This is a genomic window from Limnobacter sp. CACIAM 66H1 (assembly GCF_001601825.1).
Lineage (GTDB): Bacteria > Pseudomonadota > Gammaproteobacteria > Burkholderiales > Burkholderiaceae_B > Limnobacter.
The window spans coordinates 16,540-34,114 of the sequence record NZ_LUJK01000010.1 but is presented as its reverse complement, the minus strand read 5'-3'; the positions used below and the strand labels follow the sequence as shown (position 1 = coordinate 34,114).

Here is a 17,575-nt window from a genome sequence, read left to right as displayed (position 1 = left end):
CTTTTATTGTACGAAAAGTGCTGTTGAATTACTTGGTAACCACGGCGGCCAAGTGGGCTTCTTCAACAGACATGGCTACTTTGCCAGCATGACCGTCCAGAATCTGGGCGCTCTTGCGTGTGTCAAAATATTTGTCGTAGTGGAAAATGTAGTCTTTGTCGGCCAGCGGCAGGTGGCAACCGCGGCAGGTGGCGTAATCCACCTTGGCAGGCTGACCATTGGGTTCAAACGCTGCATATACCCAATCGCCGGTCTTCATGCCTTCCGGAGCAGTGCTGCCCCAGTTGTTGCCCTTGTACATGACAAACACTTTTTCAAGGCCAGCTTTGGTCATTTTGTCGCCGGTTTTGGTGGCTTTGTAAATTTCCATCACGCTCACTGTACCGTTGGCAAAGGCTTCGCCCTTTTTAGCAGCAGCGCCAGTAGGGTTGATGTAAATGTCACGAATGTGGCCAGTGGGCTTTTCAATACCGGCCAGGAATACAGGCCAGGATTTGTAATCAGTGGGCTGAGCCAGTTCACCGTCTTTCGGAGCTGGGCCAAACATACCACCAGCAGCACAACCGGCCAATACAACAGCTGCAGAAGCAGCAAGCATCAATTTTTTCATTTTTTCCCCTTTTTTGTTTGCGCAACAGTTGTTACCAAGCTAAACATAGCGCCAACCCTTGTTCTACGCAACTGTTGCGTCAAGCCTTGAACAGATGCAAGGGTTTACCCTAACATCCCCCTCCAAATAGACCAACGAATTTTAGTAAGGCCTATTCCCACTGCTTATTAACTAATTGCATTGAGAATCAAATCCTTAACCTAGATACATCCCCCGTATGGAGGAAAAAATTTAACAATCAACCGATTGAGACCCACGCTCAATCTCATGGAGCACAGCACATGAAACGATTCCAGTCTCTCGCAAAGGCCAGCTTGGCCGCTTTCATTCTGACCACAGGCAGCAGTGTTTTTGCGGGCACCGCCAACGATGTACTGCCCGAAATCAAGGCAATCGCCGCCAAACCCGAGGTAATCGCAGCTGTCAAAGCCCAAAACGGAAAAGGCCTGACACTGGACGCGATCAAGGCCATGGACAGCAAATGGATTGCTGCATCGGGCGGTTTGCCGGAGGCCAAAGCGATGATGGAAAGCCCGGTGTCGAAAGCCCTGCTGGCCGCAGAAAAAGCGAAACCCTATTTCACTGAAACCATCTTGACCGACAACCAGGGTGCCAACGTGGCCATCAGCTCGATGACTTCGGACTATTGGCAGGGTGATGAGCCCAAATTTGTGAAAGCCTGGGCCGACGGCAAAGGCGACGACTATGTTGCCCGTGCCAAGAAAGACGAGAGCTCCGGTGCAGTGGTTTCGCAGGTTTCAGTGCCCGTCATGGATGGTGGCAAGGCGATTGGTACCTTGACCATTGGCGTGAACATTCAAGCCCTACCATGAGCAGGCAATTATGGCTTCCACTTTTATGAACAAAATCATCAATACCAGCCTGAATGTTCGGCTCGGTATTGTCATGGGCATACCCATTGCGGCCTTGCTCGCATTGAGCGTGTTTGCGGTTTATCAAATTCATGCCCTGAACCAGTTCAATCAGGAAAACACAGATAAACAGGTTTCTCTGTTAAGCCAAGTGTCCAATCTGGGCAGTAAATCTGCCTTGTTGGCACGTGAGGCCCGCAATGTGATTCTTGCCGATGAGCAGGAGCGGTTCGATCTAGCCAAATCACGCATGCTGGCGCTGGATTCTGAAATTGATTCACTGGGTCAAAGCATGCTGGCCAGCGCACACGTGGGTGAAACTCGCGGCTTGATCGAAACGATCAACACCGACAATACGGCCTTACACGCGGTGTACCAAAAAGTGATTGAACAATCCGAGTTGGGCGAAGTACAGGCCGCCACTTTGATGTTGCTGGGCGAAGGAGACCCCCTGGAACAGAAGATTGACAACACCATGAATGCCTTGAACTCAAGCGTGAAAAGCACCATGGAGGCTGCAGTGGTCCAAGGCGATTCCGTATTCCAGAATGCCCTGATCACCATCGGAATCGTGTGTATCGCTATTGTGCTGTTGTGCGGTATCACCGTGGGCTTGGTGGCTGCATCGCTGCGCAAGCAAATCGGTGGCGAACCCGCCAAGGCGCTCAATGTTGTGGCCACCATGGCGCAAGGTAACCTGACTCAGTCTGTTCCGAAATGCGAAAGTGGCTCACTGATGGACGGCATGCAACAGTTGCAAGTGCGTCTGCGGGAGATCATCAACCAGGTGTCTCAGGCCTGCAGCACGTTCAAAACCGCTTCAAGCGAACTGGTGAATGTGGCGTCAGGTTTGTCAGGTTCAGCTGAAAAACAAGCGGACAGTTCCAATGCCACGGCAGTCAGCGTAGAACAGATGAGCACCAGCGCCAAGTCAATTTCAGATTACGCCCACAAAACCGAGGTTCAGGCCAAGTTGTCAGCGGATACAGCCAAAAGTGGCATGGCTTTGATGCAAACCCTGCAAGGCAAAATGAATGACATGGCAAGTCAAATGCAAACCACCACACAGGAAATTGCCGGGCTTGTAGAACGCTCTGACCGAATCAATGGCATCGTGTCCGTGATACAGGGCATTGCCCAGCAAACCAACCTGTTGGCCTTGAATGCCGCCATTGAAGCAGCCCGCGCCGGAGAACAGGGGCGTGGCTTTGCCGTGGTCGCGGATGAAGTACGTACCCTGGCACAAAACACCGCCACGGCGACCGATGAAATTCGCACACTGATCGGTGAAATTTGTACCTACTCCGAACGTTCCAACAAGTCGGTAGAGCAGGTGGGTGAACACATGAGCGAAAACATGCAGTACGCCGACAAGCTCATGGGTGGCCTTCAGGAAATTGTTCATCACTTTGAGCAATCTGTTGAATATGCGCTGGCCGTGGCCAACTCGACCAAAGAACAAGAGGCCGCCAGTGCGGATATCTCTGAGCGGGTTAGCGACATCTCGGCATTGTCGGAACAACTGAAATTGGCCAGCATGCAACTGGAGGGGCAATCCCGCCAGGTGGAAAGCATGTCTGAAGACTTGCATCGGGCCGTGTCTTATTTCAAAACCTGAAGGGCTGCAATTCAGTGTGACAGATCAATGACGCGTCACACTGAAGATGGCTTCGGAAACCAAAATTCGGTTTGGCGGGTATTACATCTTGATGCTGTTCAATCTGGATGCCCGCCATGTCGTTTTCACCCGCTTTGCCTTCCAGCGTTCGCCGACGCAATCTGCTTAAAACATTTTTGTATGGCGCCAGCGCCAGTGTACTGCCTTGGATGGCCGGCTGCGGCAGTTCCGACAATCCACTGGGGTCGACTGGGGGGCGTGTGGGAGCTTCTGAAACCAACCGGTTTGGCGGCACTGCGCTCAGCAATAACCAGTTTCGATTCCGAAACATAGGACCCTTGGGTGAACCCGATGCCAATGGAGTTCGCACTGCGGCCGGTTTTTCAACCCGCGTAGTGGCCATCAACAGTTTGCCGCCAGCGGCCGGCGCAACACCCTGGCATATCTTCAACGACGGCGGCGGTGTGGTTCCCCGTGAAGATGGTGGCTGGATTTACTGCTCCAACAGCGAGGTTCCCGGCGTGGGCACAATTGGATTTCAGGTTCCGCAGCTGGCCCCGCTGACCAATCCGATCGAAACACTGGTACCCGGCCTCGGTGGCGCCAGTGCGCTGGTGTTTGGGCCAGATGGTACTGTTGAAGACAGCTACCGCATTTTGCGAAACACCACATTCAACTGCGCGGGCGTGGTAACCCCTTGGAAGACCTGGCTCAGCTGCGAAGAAATCCCGACCGGTCTGGTGTGGGAATGCGATCCATTTGGCATACAAGCCGCACGCCCGCTTCCGGCGCTGGGTGTATTCAGCCATGAGGCGGTGGCTATCGACAGCGAACGTCGTGTGTTTTACATGACTGAGGACATGCCGGATGGGCGCTTTTACCGCTGGGTTCCCACCGCGGGTGACTGGCCCGCTGGTGCCGAGCGCGCCAACATGAACCAAGGGCTGCTGCAAGTATTGAAAGTGGAGGGCGATGTGGCCGATGCATTGAATGGCCCCGTTCGCTACAGCTGGGTGAACGCAGCCAATCCGAATGCACCCCAAATGGAAAACCGCTTGCCTGAAACCACAGCATTTGATGGTGGTGAAGGCGTCTGGTACCAAAATGACCGCGTGTTTTTCACCACCAAGGGCGACGAACGACTTTGGATGCTGAATACCACCAATCAGACCATTGAAGTGGCTTACGACTTAACGACTGCCAAAGCACCCAACAACATACTGTCGGGCGTGGACAACATCACGATGACGCCATTTGGTGAAGTGTTGGTGGCCGAGGACGGCGGTGACATGCAAGTGGTGGTGGTGTACCCGGATGGCGTGCTGGTTCCCCTGTTGCAAATCGTTGGTCAAGACCAGTCCGAAATTGCGGGGATTGCATTCAGCCCCGATGGCAAGCGCATGTACTTCACCAGCGACCGAGGCGGCCCCAACCTGCAAGGCGGCTATGGGCTTGGGCTGGGCATGCTCTATGAACTAATGATCCCCAAAACACTGCCCAACGCATAAGCAGCAAATTCAAAACTTTCAGGAATACTCGCCATGTCAGGTCCACGCCGCAAACGCAGTCGAATTCAAAAACGCCCGGGCATTACCCGCCGCTCATTCCTGAAAGGTTTGGGTCTTGGCACCGCCAGTGTTGGCGGCCTGGGCCTTTTACAGGGCTGCGGAAGCGACAATACCAGTGCTCTGACCGATGGTCGCACCAATCCCAACGAAGAAACCCCCACGCAGAATGTGCAGTTCTTGCACAGCGTAGCCAGTGGCGACCCCGCTTTTGACAGTGTGGTGCTGTGGACCCGCATTACACCTGAAAACACCAACCGCACCGTGGGTGGTCGCGTGGATGTGTTCAAGGACGAAGCGCTGACCATGTTTGTCAAGTCGATGGACTTTCAAACCACCGCCGCGCAAGACTTCACCGTGAAGCTGATTTGCAACGGGCTTGACCAGGACACCGTGTACTTCTATCAATTCCGCAGCAACGGCAAAACCAGCCCGGTGGGCCGCACGCGTACCACGCCAGCCGCTGGCAACAAGCGCCCGCTGAATTTTGGTGTGGTGAGTTGCTCCAGCCTGGCGCATGGTTTTTTCAATGCATATGCCAAACTGGCTGAACGGGATGACATCGACGCCATCATCCACTTGGGTGACTACATTTACGAGTATGGCAACGGCCAGTACGGCAATGTCCGCGAGTATGAACCGGCGATGGAAATTATCACGCTATCCGACTATCGCACCCGTCACGCCCAATACAAGCGAGACGAAGACCTGCAAAAGCTTCACGAGCGCTTCCCGTTCATCACCATTTGGGACGACCACGAATCCACCAACAACTCCTACCGCGATGGTGCAGAAAACCACACCGAGGGAGCTGAAGGTGTGTGGGAAGAACGCAAGGCTTTTGCACAACGTGCCTACGACGAATGGATGCCGATTCGCCTGCCTGAACCCGGCAACCAAACCAAAATTTTCCGCCGTGTTCAGTTTGGCGACATGGTGGATCTGTTCTTGCTCGACACGCGCCTGTTTGACCGCGACGTGGAAGCCGCCACACCGGTCAACCCCACCGATGGCGTGGCCAGCCAGCCCGACCGCACCATGATCGGGGAGGAACAATACAACTTTTTGATCAACGGCATGCGGGGATCACAAGCCCAGTGGAAACTGATCGGCAACCAGGTGGTGTTTCACCAGTGGATCATCAAACCCGGTTTAAACAACCCGGCCCCCGCACAACTCGGTGAGTTGCTTGCGCCATCGGGCCTGAACGGCGACGCTTGGGACGGCTACAGCGCCGAGCGCCAGCGCATCATCAACGCCTTGCGAGGCGACGACGGTGGTGATGCAATCAACAATGTGGTGATTTTGACTGGCGATGTGCACACCGCCTGGGTGGCCGATATCACCGACAATCCCAATCAGCCGATTGATGCGGTGGGCGGCTACAATCCCGTCACCGGGCAGGGTAGCGTGGCCACGGAATTCGTGGTCACCTCTGTGACATCGCCGGGCCTTGATCTGCCCAACCAGATCATTCAGGCCATTCGCCTGACCAGCCCACACATTAAACACGTGAACGTGACCGAGCGCGGCTACAGCATATTGCGCGTGGCGGAGGATAAAACCACTTGCGAATACTGGGCTGTCAGCACCATTCTCGAGCGTGGTGGCTCCGAAAGACTGTCCGCCACATTCGAGGTGGCAGATGGTGCCAACCGCATTACCCCGCAAGGAATATACCCCGTGGATGTGGTCACCGGCCTATTGGGTGTTTAAGGGTTTCTGGGGTAAGATCCGGGCTGTTTGATTGAACAGCCCGCAAAGCTACCCGCCCTGGATTCCCAAAGTGCCTCTGTCCAAAATTCTTCCAGCACCCGTCGTTGGTGTGCTCACTGTCACCATGATGAGCCTTTGCATCACTTTCTGGTTCATCGTGATGTTCCCCTTCATCGTGCTGCGCCTTGTGCCGGTTTACAGGGTGCAACGCGTGGCCTCGAACTGCTGTGTACAAATTGCAACCTGGTGGGTTGGCTCAGACAAGCAACTGTACAAACTGCTGCATGGCCAACAAGGACAGGTCGAAATTCATGGCGAGTTCAAACCGCACAGCAGCTATTTGGTGATCAGCAACCACACCGCCTGGGCCGACATTGTGGTGTTGTTTGACGTACTGCATGGCCATGCGCCTTTTGGTCGGTTCTTTCTGAAGAAAGAACTGATCTGGGTCCCGATTGTGGGTGTCGTGTGTTGGGCCATGGATTTCCCATTCATGAAGCGCCACAGCCGCGCTGCCATCGCGCGCAACCCGGCCTTGGCCAGCCAGGATCTGGAAACCACCCGCAAAGCCTGCGCCGTGTACAAGGAAAGCCCGGTCACCGTGATCAACTTTCTGGAAGGAACCCGCTTTACACCTGCCAAAAAAGCGAAAACCAAATCGCCTTACACACACCTGCTGGGCCCCAAGTATGGCGGCTTGTCCGCCTCATTGAACGCCATGGGCGAACAGTTCGCAGGCATGGTGAATGTCACCATTGCGTATGGGCCCAGCCAGGGAAACATCACCTGGAGCTGGTTGTGCGGAAAGCAACCCCGTATGCAAGTGCATGTCGAAATTCTGCCCATTCCAGCCGACATGATCGCGGGCGACTTCCGCAACGATCTGGAGTTCAAGAACCGTTTCAAAGCCTGGATCGGTGACATCTGGACCTTGAAAGACCAACGTCTGGAGAATATGCGCCGCAAAGCCGGGCACTGATTGCTGGCCCCGCTTGACAGGTTTGTTAAACTACACTTATTGCAGTTAATCGAATTGATCTCCCCGATGCGCATCCGCTGGCTCCAACACATGCTAATCGCGCTGGCCGTTTTGGCCACGCAATGGGCAGGGCTTGCCCACAGCATTGAGCACCGGGACTCACTGCAGGCCGAGTCGCAATACGGCCATTCACACGCACATGGGCACAGCGCTTCCAGCGATATTCTCCATTCTTGCTTGCTGTTTGATGGGCTTGCCAATGCGCAGGCTGCGGTTTCCAATCCACCAACAGGCTGCGCTTTGCCGGTGCTGGTCGAATTGGGCAAGCCACATATTGCGACTCAAACACCTCGCAACACACTGTTTGCACAGCGTGTGCGTGTACGCGATCCGCCCGGTTTTTCCTGAAGTAAACAATCCCCTTTATTTTTTTGTCGCTTTCCGAGCCCTTGTGTGGTCAAAACAGGGCTGGGAGGCGGCGTGCTGTATTTCAGGAAACAACATGAACAAATCCCAATTTCAGCGCCGTGCCGTGGCGCTGGCCAGCGTGCTTTTCATCGCCCAAACCCAAGCCCTGGCCCAAGAAGCCCTCCTTGAATCCGTTGTGATCACCGGCACAGCCGAGCAGCCGGAATCCATCACCAAACCTTTTTCCGTGATCACAGCCGATGAGCTGAATGCCAGTGGCGCCAGCACCTTGGGTGATGCATTGCGTTACGAGCCCGGCGTTTCCACCACCGGCTTTGGCCCCAACTCAAGCCGCCCGATTGTGCGTGGGCAAGACTCAGACCGCATCAAGATTCTGCGCAATTCTGCTGCCACCGTCGATGTGTCTGCACTCAGCTTCGATCACGCTTTGCCAGTCGATCCATTTTCCCTGCACCAGGTTGAAATCCTTCGTGGCCCCGCCGCACTGGCCTACGGTGGCAATGCGGTCGGCGGTGTAGTCAATCTGGTCGACCAACGTATTGCACGCACGCCCGTCCAAGGCCTTCAGGGTGAGGTTAACTTGCTGGGCGGTGGCGCTGCGGATCAAACAGCGGGTGGCTTTAAGCTGGATGCCGGTTTGGGGCAGGGGGTCAGCATTCACCTCGATGGATTCAAGCGCACCACGCGCGACCTTGAAACCCCCACCTTCACCGACCCCGACGGTGTCACGGGCAGCCGGGTTCAAAACTCCTCCTCGAAATCCGATGGTGCAGCCATCGGAGCCTCGTTCCAAACCGGCAATGGCTACATAGGCGTATCCGCGGAACGTTACAACAACGAATACGGTGTTCCGAAATCGCTCGATGTACGCATTGGCATGGAAAGCGAGCGCTACGCACTGGAAGGCGAGCAAAACTTCAACAACGCCGCCTTCAAGCAAGTGAAATACCGGCTGGCCAAAACCGATTATCAACACCGGGAATTTGAAGATGGTGCACCCGCCACCCTGTTTGTAAACGATGGCGTGGACGGCCGCGTGGAAGTGGCCCTGCAGCCATTTTCCATTGCCGGTTTGAATTTCAACACCAGCACTGGCGTACAGTTTGAACGCACCGACTTTTCAGCCATCGGTGATGAGGCCTTTGTGCCCAGCACCAGCACCGACCAGACAGGCATCTTCACCATCTTCCGCGCCAGCCGCGGACAGGAAAATAGCGGAGTGTTCGAATTCGGTCTGCGTGGTGACCAAGTGGATGTGAATGCAGCCACCAGTGGCTTATCGCCCTTGAATGGCCCGGTGGCGGGTGCCGGTGTAGATGCGGGTCCTGCCATCAACCGCAGTTTTACTCCCAGCTCTTTCTCACTGGGTTACACTGCGCCCATAGGCAATGGCTGGTCGCTGGGTGGTTCGGTGTCTCGGGTGGAGCGTGCGCCCTCCAGCTTCGAGTTGTATGCCGACGGCGTGCATGTGGCCACAGACGCTTACGAGAAAGGCAATCCGAATTTGCAAGAGGAACGCGGCCGTCACCTCGAATTAACCAGCACTTGGGCACGGGGCGAATCCAAGTTCAACGCCACAGCGTTTGCAAGCCGGTACAACAATTACATCGCCCTGATTGGGCGTACAGGTGCCAATTCCCAGTTCATTGAACCGGGCGAGCCTCCCATTCAGGTATTTGATTTCACAGCGGTACCTGCTGAGTTTCAAGGCATTGAGCTCGGTTATCAAACTGCCTACGCAGTGGGTTCTGGCAAATTGCAGCCCGCAGTTCAGTACGACTTGATCCGTGGAAAACGCACCGATGGGGGAGGCAATTTGCCGCGCATCAGCCCGCAACGTGTGGTCGCCAGTGCAGCCTACACACAAGCCGGCTGGACCATCACGCCGGAGCTGATCTGGGTCAGCGACAGCAAAGCTGGTGCAGGTGATACCAAAGTGGAAGGTTACGAACTCGTGAACTTGAGAATCGGCAAGGCGTTCACTTGGGGCCGCTCAGGTGGTGAAGTGTTTGCCAACCTGCAAAACCTGACCGACGAACTGGCATTCTCAGCCACCACGCTGAACACCGTGCGCGGCTACACTCCGCTGGGCGGGCGCTCCGCGCTGGTGGGTGTGAAACTGGCTTTCTAAATCTGCTGGATGACCTTAGTGCTTGTGATCACCACCGCCGCCATGGCTGTGGTGATCACCTGCCGCGTTTTGACCCGCCACGGCTTTCACGGGCATTTCAACTTTGCTGCCATCTGCTTTTTCAAATTGCAGGCTCAATTCAATTTCCTGACCTGCCTCTATCGGTGAAGTCAAAGCCATCAACATCACATGGTAGCCACCCGGCTTCAGTTCCAGCGGCTCACCGGCTTTCATTTCAATGCGTTCGGCCATACGCATGCGCATGATGTCGCCATCCATTTTCATTTCATGCACTTCGGCAATTTCAGCAGCGGGCGTGGCCACACCCACCAAAGCAATCGGTTCCTGACTGGTAATGGTCAGATACGCACCGGTTGCATCCTGCTCACCCACAGTGGGGCGCACCCAGGCGTTTTGAACCGTGATGCCATCCTGAACTTGTGAGGGCGTTGCCGCCTGCTCCACAGCGGAAGGCGAATCATGCACATGCCCAGCCTCGTCACCATGATCATGGTGTTCTGAACAGGCCACCAAGGCACACAGGAGACACTACGGCCAATTGAGTCATTCTTTTCACTTCAAACTCCCAAACACTTTCTTAAGCACAGCACTGCCAGCTGCAACGGGATTGGCACGAATCGCTTTCTCTTCTTCGGCCACCATCAAAAACAACGCATCAAGCGCCTTGTTGGTGACATACCCCTCCAAATTGGCATCTTCAGCCTTCACCAATCCAAAGCGGCTGCCCTTTTCGGCCAGTGCATTGTATTGCTGTGCCAAACCCACCTGCGCGGTTTTGCCCTTCACAATCGGCAAAAGCTGGGTGTACAAATCGGCTTGCGTCTTGCTGCGAAAAAAATCTGTCACTGCGGTGTCACCGCCACTCAGTACCTGTTTGGCGTCTTCAACCGTCATGTTTTGTATCGTTTTCTTCAACACGGCTTTCGCTTGAGGCACTGCGGCTTCTGCTGCACGGTTCATGCTGACCTCCATCTGGTCCAGCTGTGAACCCATGCCCACCATTTTCAACAAGCCTCTGCTGTTTTCCAGGTACTCCGGCAGCTTGATTCTCACCGCCGGGTTGCCCAAAAAACCATCGGTTTTGCCCAAACTGCCCACCGCTGAATCGGCCCCTTTGCTCAGGGTGGTGCGCAACGCAGTCACAGCCTCTTTGCTGGTAATGCCACTTAAATCCGCCGCGGCCACTGTGCCAGCGAATATCAACGCAAGCAAAGCCACAAACAAGGCCCGAACGGAATGCATCAAATGGATCATCTTGGCCTCCCCAGCCATCGCGGTGTTCAAGAATCGAGTAAACGCGCCTTGCGTTCCGCCCGAATGAAAATATCAACAGCCTGACCTTTGTTTTTGGCGCCAAGCCGCAAGAATATCTCTTTGATGTGCCCACGCACCGTGTCTGGGCTAATGTCCATTTCCCGCGCAACCTCTTTCGCTGACAAACCTTCTGCCGTTTTGCGCATGATTTCCACCTGTTTCCAAGTCAGCGGTTTATCCGACCCCGGGGCATAAATGTTGGAATGATATTCGTTGGCAGCCTTTTCCGTGCCTTTGGGTACGTCGTCGAGTACACCGGCCTGTATCAACAGGTTTTGAAGGGCACGCAGCAGCTCGGGGTAGGTGCTGGCCTTGTTCACATAAAAGTAGCCAGCTCGCTCGGCCTCGCGCGCCAGATGTTTGTCCAGCACACCGGAGCAAATCAGTTTTGGGCACTGGGGAAACAACACAGCGAAAGTGTTGATGGTGCTTACACCTTTGGAGTCGGGTAGATCCAGGTCAGCGATTACCAAATCTGGGGTGACCTGAACCCCTCTGGCTTTTTCCATGCTCTCCACCACAATGATCTCGCTTTGATTGACCAGCTGATCAATCATGTCGGCCAACATGATTGAAATCATCGGGTGGTCTTCAGCGATCAAAATCGTGGGTTTGTCCGTCTGCGAACCCATGTCTGAATGCCCTGTTTTTTCTTGTGTCATCAGGGCATTGTACTGCGAAAAATTACAGCCGTGCCTGCGGGTTTGATTGTGCCATCAGCCGTTCACGGCTTCCCTGTATGGCCGCTTGAATTTTCGGGACCAGCTTCTGCGCCACTTTTTCGCCCTCCAGCAAAAACTCGTGGCGCTGGTCCAGGTTCAATGCATCCGCATGCTGCACACTGGGTTGTATCACCACATCGGCGCGGGCCAGCTCGGCACGAATGGCCTGTTGGCTCAGAATATTGATGCTCTGGTCGAGCAACCCCCACCATCCCATGGCACCAGCCCCAGTGCGGGGTTTGGCAGAAATATCCACCGCAATCACCACATCAGCACCCATTTCACGGGCCGTGAGCACCGGCACAGGGCTGACCAATCCACCGTCCACAAACTGACGCTTCCCAATTCGAGTGGGTAAAAATACGTTGGGGATGCTGCACGATGCACGCACAGCCTGCCCGGCGTTGCCGTAGTTAAAGGCCACTTTTTCTCCGCTTTCAAGGTCTGTGGCCACCGCTGCAAAACGAATCGGGAACTGATGAATGGCTTTATTCTTCACTTGCGTATTCACATACTGCTGCAATTTGTCGCCTATCAGAAACCCCTGACTGCTCAAGGTCAGGTCGCGAATATCGGCTTCCTGCATGCCCAAAGCAACGCTTTGCAAGGTGTAAGCATTCATGCCGCTGGCATACAAAGCGCCTACAAAGCTGCCCGCGCTGGTACCCACCACAATGCTGGGTTTGATACCGTGGCTTTCCAGCACCTTGATCACACCCACATGGGCAAAGCCCTTCACACCGCCGCCCCCCAGCACCAAAGCGACCACTGGCTCGCGGGTTTTTGGTGCAATTGGGTCTTGCGCCTGGGCAGCAGGTACAGGTTCAGGCAAGGGCGCCACTGGCGGTGCAACCGTGGCACAGGCCGACAACACCAAGGTCAACATGGACGCCAGGAAAATGCCAAAAGGCTTGTTTTTCATACACATTTTTCGAAAACTGATTCAAGAACAGGATGCTACCGCAGCGCAGCAAACTTGGGTTGACAGAATGCACTAACGGCAATTGGATAGACAGGTTTACGATGAACTTCAGCACAAGCCCTTGGTCCTAGAAAGGGCTGTGTAAGTTCAATCACGGCCTAATAGGGCGAACAACAGAAGGCGGAGAAAAGATGAACCCAGCAATCATACCGATTGCAACTGCTGTTGACTTTGCGCAACAACACCGCAAAAAGCCCAAAGGTCGACAAATTGATTCGCACAGCATGTCCGAAGTCCTAGCCGTTCTGGGCGGGGAAACATTGCGTCGCGACCTGCTGATTGAATACCTCCACCTGCTGCAGGACCACCTCGGCTGCCTGCCAAAAACTCACCTCGCTGCGCTGGCTGAATGCCTGAAGCTGTCACAGACCGAAGTGTTTGAAGTGGCTACTTTTTATCACCACTTTGATGTGGTCGATTCGAAAAGCTCGGGGAACCACACCCTGACTGTGCGCCTTTGCAATGGCCCGGCTTGCTGTATGGCAGGTGCACAGGGCCTGATCGACCAATTGCCGGCCTTGCTGGGCAGCACACTGCGGGTTCAAGCGGTACCCTGCATTGGGCGTTGCGAGCAGGCCCCGGCTGCGGCTGTGGGCCAGCATGAAATGGGCTGGGCCAATCATCATGACATCATGGAAGCAGCGTTCGGTCAGCACACCAAGCCCTTGCCAACGCGCCACACTGGTTTGACCCAATACAAAGCCGCAGGGGGTTATCAACTTTTGCACGAATGTGTAACTGGGACACGCACAGTTGAATCGGTCATCGACACGCTCTCGAATTCAGGCCTGCGCGGCCTGGGTGGCGCGGGTTTTCCAGCCGGTAAGAAGTGGGCCATTGTGCGCGAGCAACACGCACCTCGTTTGATGGCTGTGAACATTGATGAAGGCGAACCCGGTACTTTCAAAGACCGAAGCTACCTTGAACACAACCCACATCAATTTTTGGAGGGCATGCTGATTGCCGCTTGGGCCGTTCAAGCCAGCGCCATTTACATTTACCTGCGCGACGAATACCACGCCTGCCGGGCCATGCTGCAAAACGAACTGGCCCTTCTGAAAGCCAAACCGCCGATAAGCAACATGCCCGCCATTGAACTTCGTCGTGGTGCAGGCGCCTACATTTGCGGTGAAGAATCGGCCATGCTGGAGTCGATTGAAGGCAAACGTGGATTACCAAGACTACGCCCGCCTTACGTGGCTCAAGTGGGTTTGTTCAACAAACCCACACTGGTTCACAACTTTGAAACCTTGTACTGGGTACCCACCATCCTTGAAAAAGGGGCCGGCTGGTTCTCCAAACAGGGTCGCCACGGGCGAAGTGGTCTACGGTCATATTCTGTGTCAGGACGCGTGAAAAAACCCGGCGTTCACCTGGCCCCAACAGGTATTACCCTGAACGAGCTGATTTCCGAGTACTGCGATGGCATGCAACCCGGCCATACACTTTACGGCTATTTGCCAGGCGGCGCGTCTGGCGGAATATTGCCAGCGGCACTGGCCGATGTGCCACTTGATTTCGACACCCTGCAACCCCACGGCTGCTTTATCGGCTCCGCGGCCGTTGTGGTGTTCTCTCAAGCTGACAGCGCCGTGAACATGGCCCGCAATCTGATGCGGTTTTTCGTGCATGAAAGCTGTGGGCAATGCACGCCCTGCCGCACCGGTACCGCCAAAGCCCTGGCCTTGATCAATCAGCCCCGATGGAATGTACCGTTGTTGCGGGAGCTTTCTGCCGTCATGCGCGATGCCTCCATTTGCGGCTTGGGCCAGGCCGCCCCCAATCCGATTGACTGCGTTATTCGCTACTTTCCTCAGGAATTGGAATCCGGGGCCAGAGGCAGCCAATCATGAACGCCTCGCAAATGATCCGCTTACAGCTCAACGGACAAACTGTTGAAGCCCTGCCCGGTGAGACCCTTCTGCGGCTTGCCCAGCGCGAGGGCATCGACGTACCTCACCTTTGTTACAAGGCCGGCCTTGAGGCTGCGGGTAACTGCCGCGCCTGCGTGGTCGAAGTGGAGGGGGAACGTACCCTGGCCGCCTCGTGTTGCAGACAGGCCGCAGCTGGCATGGTGGTACAGACCAATTCAAACAAAGCCATCGCCGCGCAAAAAATGGTTCTGGAACTGTTGCTGGCTGACATGCCCAGGCAAGTGAACCCAAACAAGTTGAAGGCCGACAATGAATTAACCCACTGGTGCCAGCAAATGGGCATTCAAAGCACCCGGTTTGAGGCGCGAGCATCCGTGTCCGCCGACCTGTCGCACCCTGCAATTGCAGTGAACATGGACCAATGCATCCAGTGCACCCGCTGCGTACGCGCCTGCCGCGAGGTGCAAGTGAACGATGTCATTGGCCTGGCTTTTCGCGGTGAACATGCCACCGTTGTGTTCGATCAAGGTGACGCTTTGGCCCACTCCACCTGCGTGGCCTGTGGCGAATGCGTGCAAGCCTGCCCCACCGGTGCGCTGAGCCCAGCCAGAGCCGCAGCACACCAGCCCGCGGATAAGACTGTGGATTCGGTATGCCCTTATTGCGGTGTCGGCTGTCAGCTCACCTACCACGTGAAGGGCAATACCATTTTGCATGTCGAAGGTCGCAAGGGACCCGCCAATGAAGGCCGCCTGTGCGTCAAGGGGCGCTATGGCTTTGACTATGTTCACCACGAACAACGTCTCACCCAACCGCTTATTCGCCGTGAAGGTGTTGCCAAGAATCCGGTCAACCTACTGAATCCTGAAGAGGTGAACCATGCGTTTCGCACCGCCACCTGGGACGAAGCACTGGCCTTGATTGCTGATCGGTTCAAGCAGATAAAAACAACCCATGGCGGCCACGCACTGGCTGGGTTTGGCTCCGCCAAATGCAGCAACGAGGAAGCCTATCTGTTTCAAAAACTGGTTCGCACCGGTTTTGGTACGCACAATGTTGACCACTGTACCCGCCTGTGCCATGCCTCGTCGGTGGCTGCATTGCTGGAGGGCATTGGGTCGGGAGCCGTGTCCAACCCGGTGATGGATGTAAACCAGGCCGAAGTGATCTTCGTAATTGGTGCCAACCCCACAGTGAATCATCCTGTGGGCGCCACCTGGATTAAAAACGCGGTTAAAAACGGCGCCAAACTGATTGTGGCCGACCCCAGGCGTTCAGACCTGGCACGGCACGCCACCCACTTTCTGCAATTTAAAGCCGACAGTGACGTCGCACTGCTCAATGCCTTGCTTCACGTCATCATCAACGAAGATCTGATTGATCGGGAATTCATCGAACAACGTACCGAAGGCTTTGATGAACTGAAAGCAAATGTCAGCGCCTGCACACCCGAGGCCATGTCATCCATCTGTGGCATATCACCGGCTGAATTACGTGCAGTGGCCCGCCTGTATGCCACATCCAGTGCATCCATCATTTTGTGGGGCATGGGCATTTCACAGCACACCCACGGCACCGACAATGCACGCTGCCTGATATCACTGGCACTGATCACCGGGCAAATTGGTCGACCTGGCACGGGCCTTCACCCCCTGCGCGGCCAAAACAATGTGCAGGGCGCATCAGACGCCGGGCTGATCCCCATGATGTACCCGGATTACCAACGGGTGTGCAATCCCGAAGCACAACAACGGTTCGAGGCCCTTTGGAACACGCCACTTTCCAACACCCCCGGGCTCACCGTGGTCGAGACCATGCAAGCCATTCTCGCCGGTGCTGTAAAAGGCATGTACATACTCGGTGAAAACCCCGCCATGTCTGACCCCGACTTAAACCATGCCCGAAAAGCACTGGCCGCACTCGATTTTCTGTTGGTGCAAGACATCTTCCTGACCGAAACAGCAAGCCTTGCAGATGTGGTTTTACCCGCCAGCGCTTTTCCTGAAAAAACCGGCACCTTCACCAATACCGATCGCCTGGTGCAACTTGGGCAACAAGCCATCGACCCGCCCGGTGAAGCACGGCAAGACCTTTGGATTATTCAAAGTATTGCTCAAGGACTGGGGCTGGACTGGCGGTATAACAGTGTGGAAGACGTGTTTGATGAAATGCGCCGCGCCATGCACAGCATTGAGGGCATCACCTGGCAACGCCTGCAACGCGAGCACGCCGTGGTTTACCCCTGCGCTCATGAAGGAGACATTGGCCAAGCCGTGGTGTTTACCGAGCACTTCCCGACACCCAATGGAAAAGCCCGCCTGGTGCCAGCGCGATACCGTGGGGCTGCTGAAACACCTGATTCCGAGTTCCCCTTTGTATTGATCACCGGACGACAACTCGAACACTGGCACACTGGCAGCATGACCCGTCGCGCCAGCGTTCTGGACGCCATTGAACCCGAACCCACTGCACTGCTTCATCCCGAAGATTTAAAGGCCTTGAACATTGAGGCTGGCAATACCATTCGGCTTCAATCCCGCCGCGGGGAGGTTCAACTGTTTGCACGCGCCGACACTGGCACACCACCGGGCCATGTGTTTGTACCTTTTTGTTATGCCGAGGCAGCCATCAACAAACTGACCCACGCAGCACTCGACCCCGACGGAAAAATTCCCGAGTTCAAGTACTGCGCTATTGCGGTGCACAAAAAATAGGGGAAACCCTTATTTTTTCAAACTTTAA

The 17,575-nt window shown here is 55.2% G+C and carries 14 protein-coding genes; 9 read left to right on the top strand and 5 right to left on the bottom strand.

Translation table 11 applies throughout. From position 1 onward, the window contains the following. Positions 1-28 precede the first annotated feature (28 nt). Complete coding sequence (locus A0129_RS04720; RefSeq protein WP_291712859.1) at positions 29-610, bottom strand: cytochrome P460 family protein; 582 nt, start codon at positions 608-610, stop codon at positions 29-31. A 281-nt stretch (positions 611-891) separates the two neighbouring features. Between A0129_RS04720 and A0129_RS04715 the strand changes: the two genes are divergently transcribed. From A0129_RS04715 to A0129_RS04685, 7 genes are all read left to right on the top strand, one after another. After that, positions 892-1,443 (top strand): hypothetical protein, encoded by a 552-nt coding sequence (locus A0129_RS04715; RefSeq protein ID WP_291712858.1) that lies wholly within the window; start codon positions 892-894, stop codon positions 1,441-1,443. A gap of 10 nt (positions 1,444-1,453) precedes the next feature. Further along, entirely contained in the window at positions 1,454-3,100 is a 1,647-nt protein-coding gene (locus tag A0129_RS04710; protein ID WP_291712856.1) for a methyl-accepting chemotaxis protein, read from the top strand. A gap of 116 nt (positions 3,101-3,216) precedes the next feature. Beyond that, on the top strand, positions 3,217-4,608 hold the full coding sequence (locus tag A0129_RS04705) for an alkaline phosphatase PhoX (protein WP_291712854.1): 1,392 nt from the start codon (positions 3,217-3,219) through the stop codon (positions 4,606-4,608). A gap of 33 nt (positions 4,609-4,641) precedes the next feature. Beyond that, complete coding sequence (locus tag A0129_RS04700) at positions 4,642-6,381, top strand: alkaline phosphatase D family protein (protein ID WP_291712853.1); 1,740 nt, start codon at positions 4,642-4,644, stop codon at positions 6,379-6,381. 31 nt (positions 6,382-6,412) lie between these two features. After that, positions 6,413-7,360 (top strand): acetyltransferase, encoded by a 948-nt coding sequence (locus A0129_RS04695; RefSeq protein WP_291712851.1) that lies wholly within the window; start codon positions 6,413-6,415, stop codon positions 7,358-7,360. 90 nt (positions 7,361-7,450) lie between these two features. Continuing rightward, the gene (locus A0129_RS04690; RefSeq protein WP_291712849.1) at positions 7,451-7,768 is read left to right on the top strand and encodes a hypothetical protein; all 318 of its coding nucleotides are present in this window, start codon (positions 7,451-7,453) and stop codon (positions 7,766-7,768) included. Positions 7,769-7,862: 94 nt separating this feature from the next. Continuing rightward, the gene (locus A0129_RS04685) at positions 7,863-9,920 is read left to right on the top strand and encodes a TonB-dependent receptor (protein ID WP_291712847.1); all 2,058 of its coding nucleotides are present in this window, start codon (positions 7,863-7,865) and stop codon (positions 9,918-9,920) included. A 15-nt stretch (positions 9,921-9,935) separates the two neighbouring features. Here the strand turns inward: A0129_RS04685 and A0129_RS04680 are convergent, their stop codons facing one another. From A0129_RS04680 to A0129_RS04665, 4 genes are read right to left on the bottom strand one after another with little or no spacing between them, the layout of a single operon-like run. After that, on the bottom strand, positions 9,936-10,451 hold the full coding sequence (locus tag A0129_RS04680) for a copper chaperone PCu(A)C (protein ID WP_291712845.1): 516 nt from the start codon (positions 10,449-10,451) through the stop codon (positions 9,936-9,938). Between the two features lie 42 nt (positions 10,452-10,493). Next, on the bottom strand, positions 10,494-11,195 hold the full coding sequence (locus tag A0129_RS04675; protein ID WP_291712843.1) for a DUF4197 domain-containing protein: 702 nt from the start codon (positions 11,193-11,195) through the stop codon (positions 10,494-10,496). 26 nt (positions 11,196-11,221) lie between these two features. Further along, complete coding sequence (locus A0129_RS04670; protein ID WP_291712841.1) at positions 11,222-11,887, bottom strand: response regulator transcription factor; 666 nt, start codon at positions 11,885-11,887, stop codon at positions 11,222-11,224. Positions 11,888-11,939: 52 nt separating this feature from the next. Beyond that, a complete protein-coding gene (locus A0129_RS04665; protein WP_291712839.1) occupies positions 11,940-12,899 on the bottom strand; it encodes a patatin-like phospholipase family protein in 960 nt (319 codons plus the stop codon). Positions 12,900-13,090: 191 nt separating this feature from the next. On the opposite strand from A0129_RS04665, the gene A0129_RS04660 reads away from it, so the two are divergent. Both A0129_RS04660 and fdhF read left to right on the top strand, forming a co-directional pair. After that, positions 13,091-14,812 carry an NADH-ubiquinone oxidoreductase-F iron-sulfur binding region domain-containing protein gene (locus A0129_RS04660; protein WP_291712837.1) on the top strand — a complete coding sequence of 574 codons (1,722 nt, stop codon included), beginning with the start codon at positions 13,091-13,093 and terminating at the stop codon, positions 14,810-14,812. Then, entirely contained in the window at positions 14,809-17,547 is a 2,739-nt protein-coding gene (fdhF, locus tag A0129_RS04655; RefSeq protein ID WP_291712834.1) for a formate dehydrogenase subunit alpha, read from the top strand. The genes A0129_RS04660 and fdhF overlap by 4 nt, the downstream gene beginning before the upstream one ends. Positions 17,548-17,575: the final 28 nt, after the last annotated feature.

Bases quoted from the DNA above. Each gene is read 5' to 3' on its own strand.
- A0129_RS04720 (WP_291712859.1), bottom strand. From the start codon at position 610: ATGAAAAAATTGATGCTTGCTGCTTCTGCAGCTGTTGTATTGGCCGGT.
- A0129_RS04715 (WP_291712858.1), top strand. From the start codon at position 892: ATGAAACGATTCCAGTCTCTCGCAAAGGCCAGCTTGGCCGCTTTCATT.
- A0129_RS04710 (WP_291712856.1), top strand. From the start codon at position 1,454: ATGGCTTCCACTTTTATGAACAAAATCATCAATACCAGCCTGAATGTT.
- A0129_RS04705 (WP_291712854.1), top strand. From the start codon at position 3,217: ATGTCGTTTTCACCCGCTTTGCCTTCCAGCGTTCGCCGACGCAATCTG.
- A0129_RS04700 (WP_291712853.1), top strand. From the start codon at position 4,642: ATGTCAGGTCCACGCCGCAAACGCAGTCGAATTCAAAAACGCCCGGGC.
- A0129_RS04690 (WP_291712849.1), top strand. From the start codon at position 7,451: ATGCTAATCGCGCTGGCCGTTTTGGCCACGCAATGGGCAGGGCTTGCC.
- A0129_RS04685 (WP_291712847.1), top strand. From the start codon at position 7,863: ATGAACAAATCCCAATTTCAGCGCCGTGCCGTGGCGCTGGCCAGCGTG.
- A0129_RS04675 (WP_291712843.1), bottom strand. From the start codon at position 11,195: ATGATCCATTTGATGCATTCCGTTCGGGCCTTGTTTGTGGCTTTGCTT.
- A0129_RS04670 (WP_291712841.1), bottom strand. From the start codon at position 11,887: ATGGGTTCGCAGACGGACAAACCCACGATTTTGATCGCTGAAGACCAC.
- A0129_RS04665 (WP_291712839.1), bottom strand. From the start codon at position 12,899: ATGAAAAACAAGCCTTTTGGCATTTTCCTGGCGTCCATGTTGACCTTG.
- A0129_RS04660 (WP_291712837.1), top strand. From the start codon at position 13,091: ATGAACCCAGCAATCATACCGATTGCAACTGCTGTTGACTTTGCGCAA.
- fdhF (WP_291712834.1), top strand. From the start codon at position 14,809: ATGAACGCCTCGCAAATGATCCGCTTACAGCTCAACGGACAAACTGTT.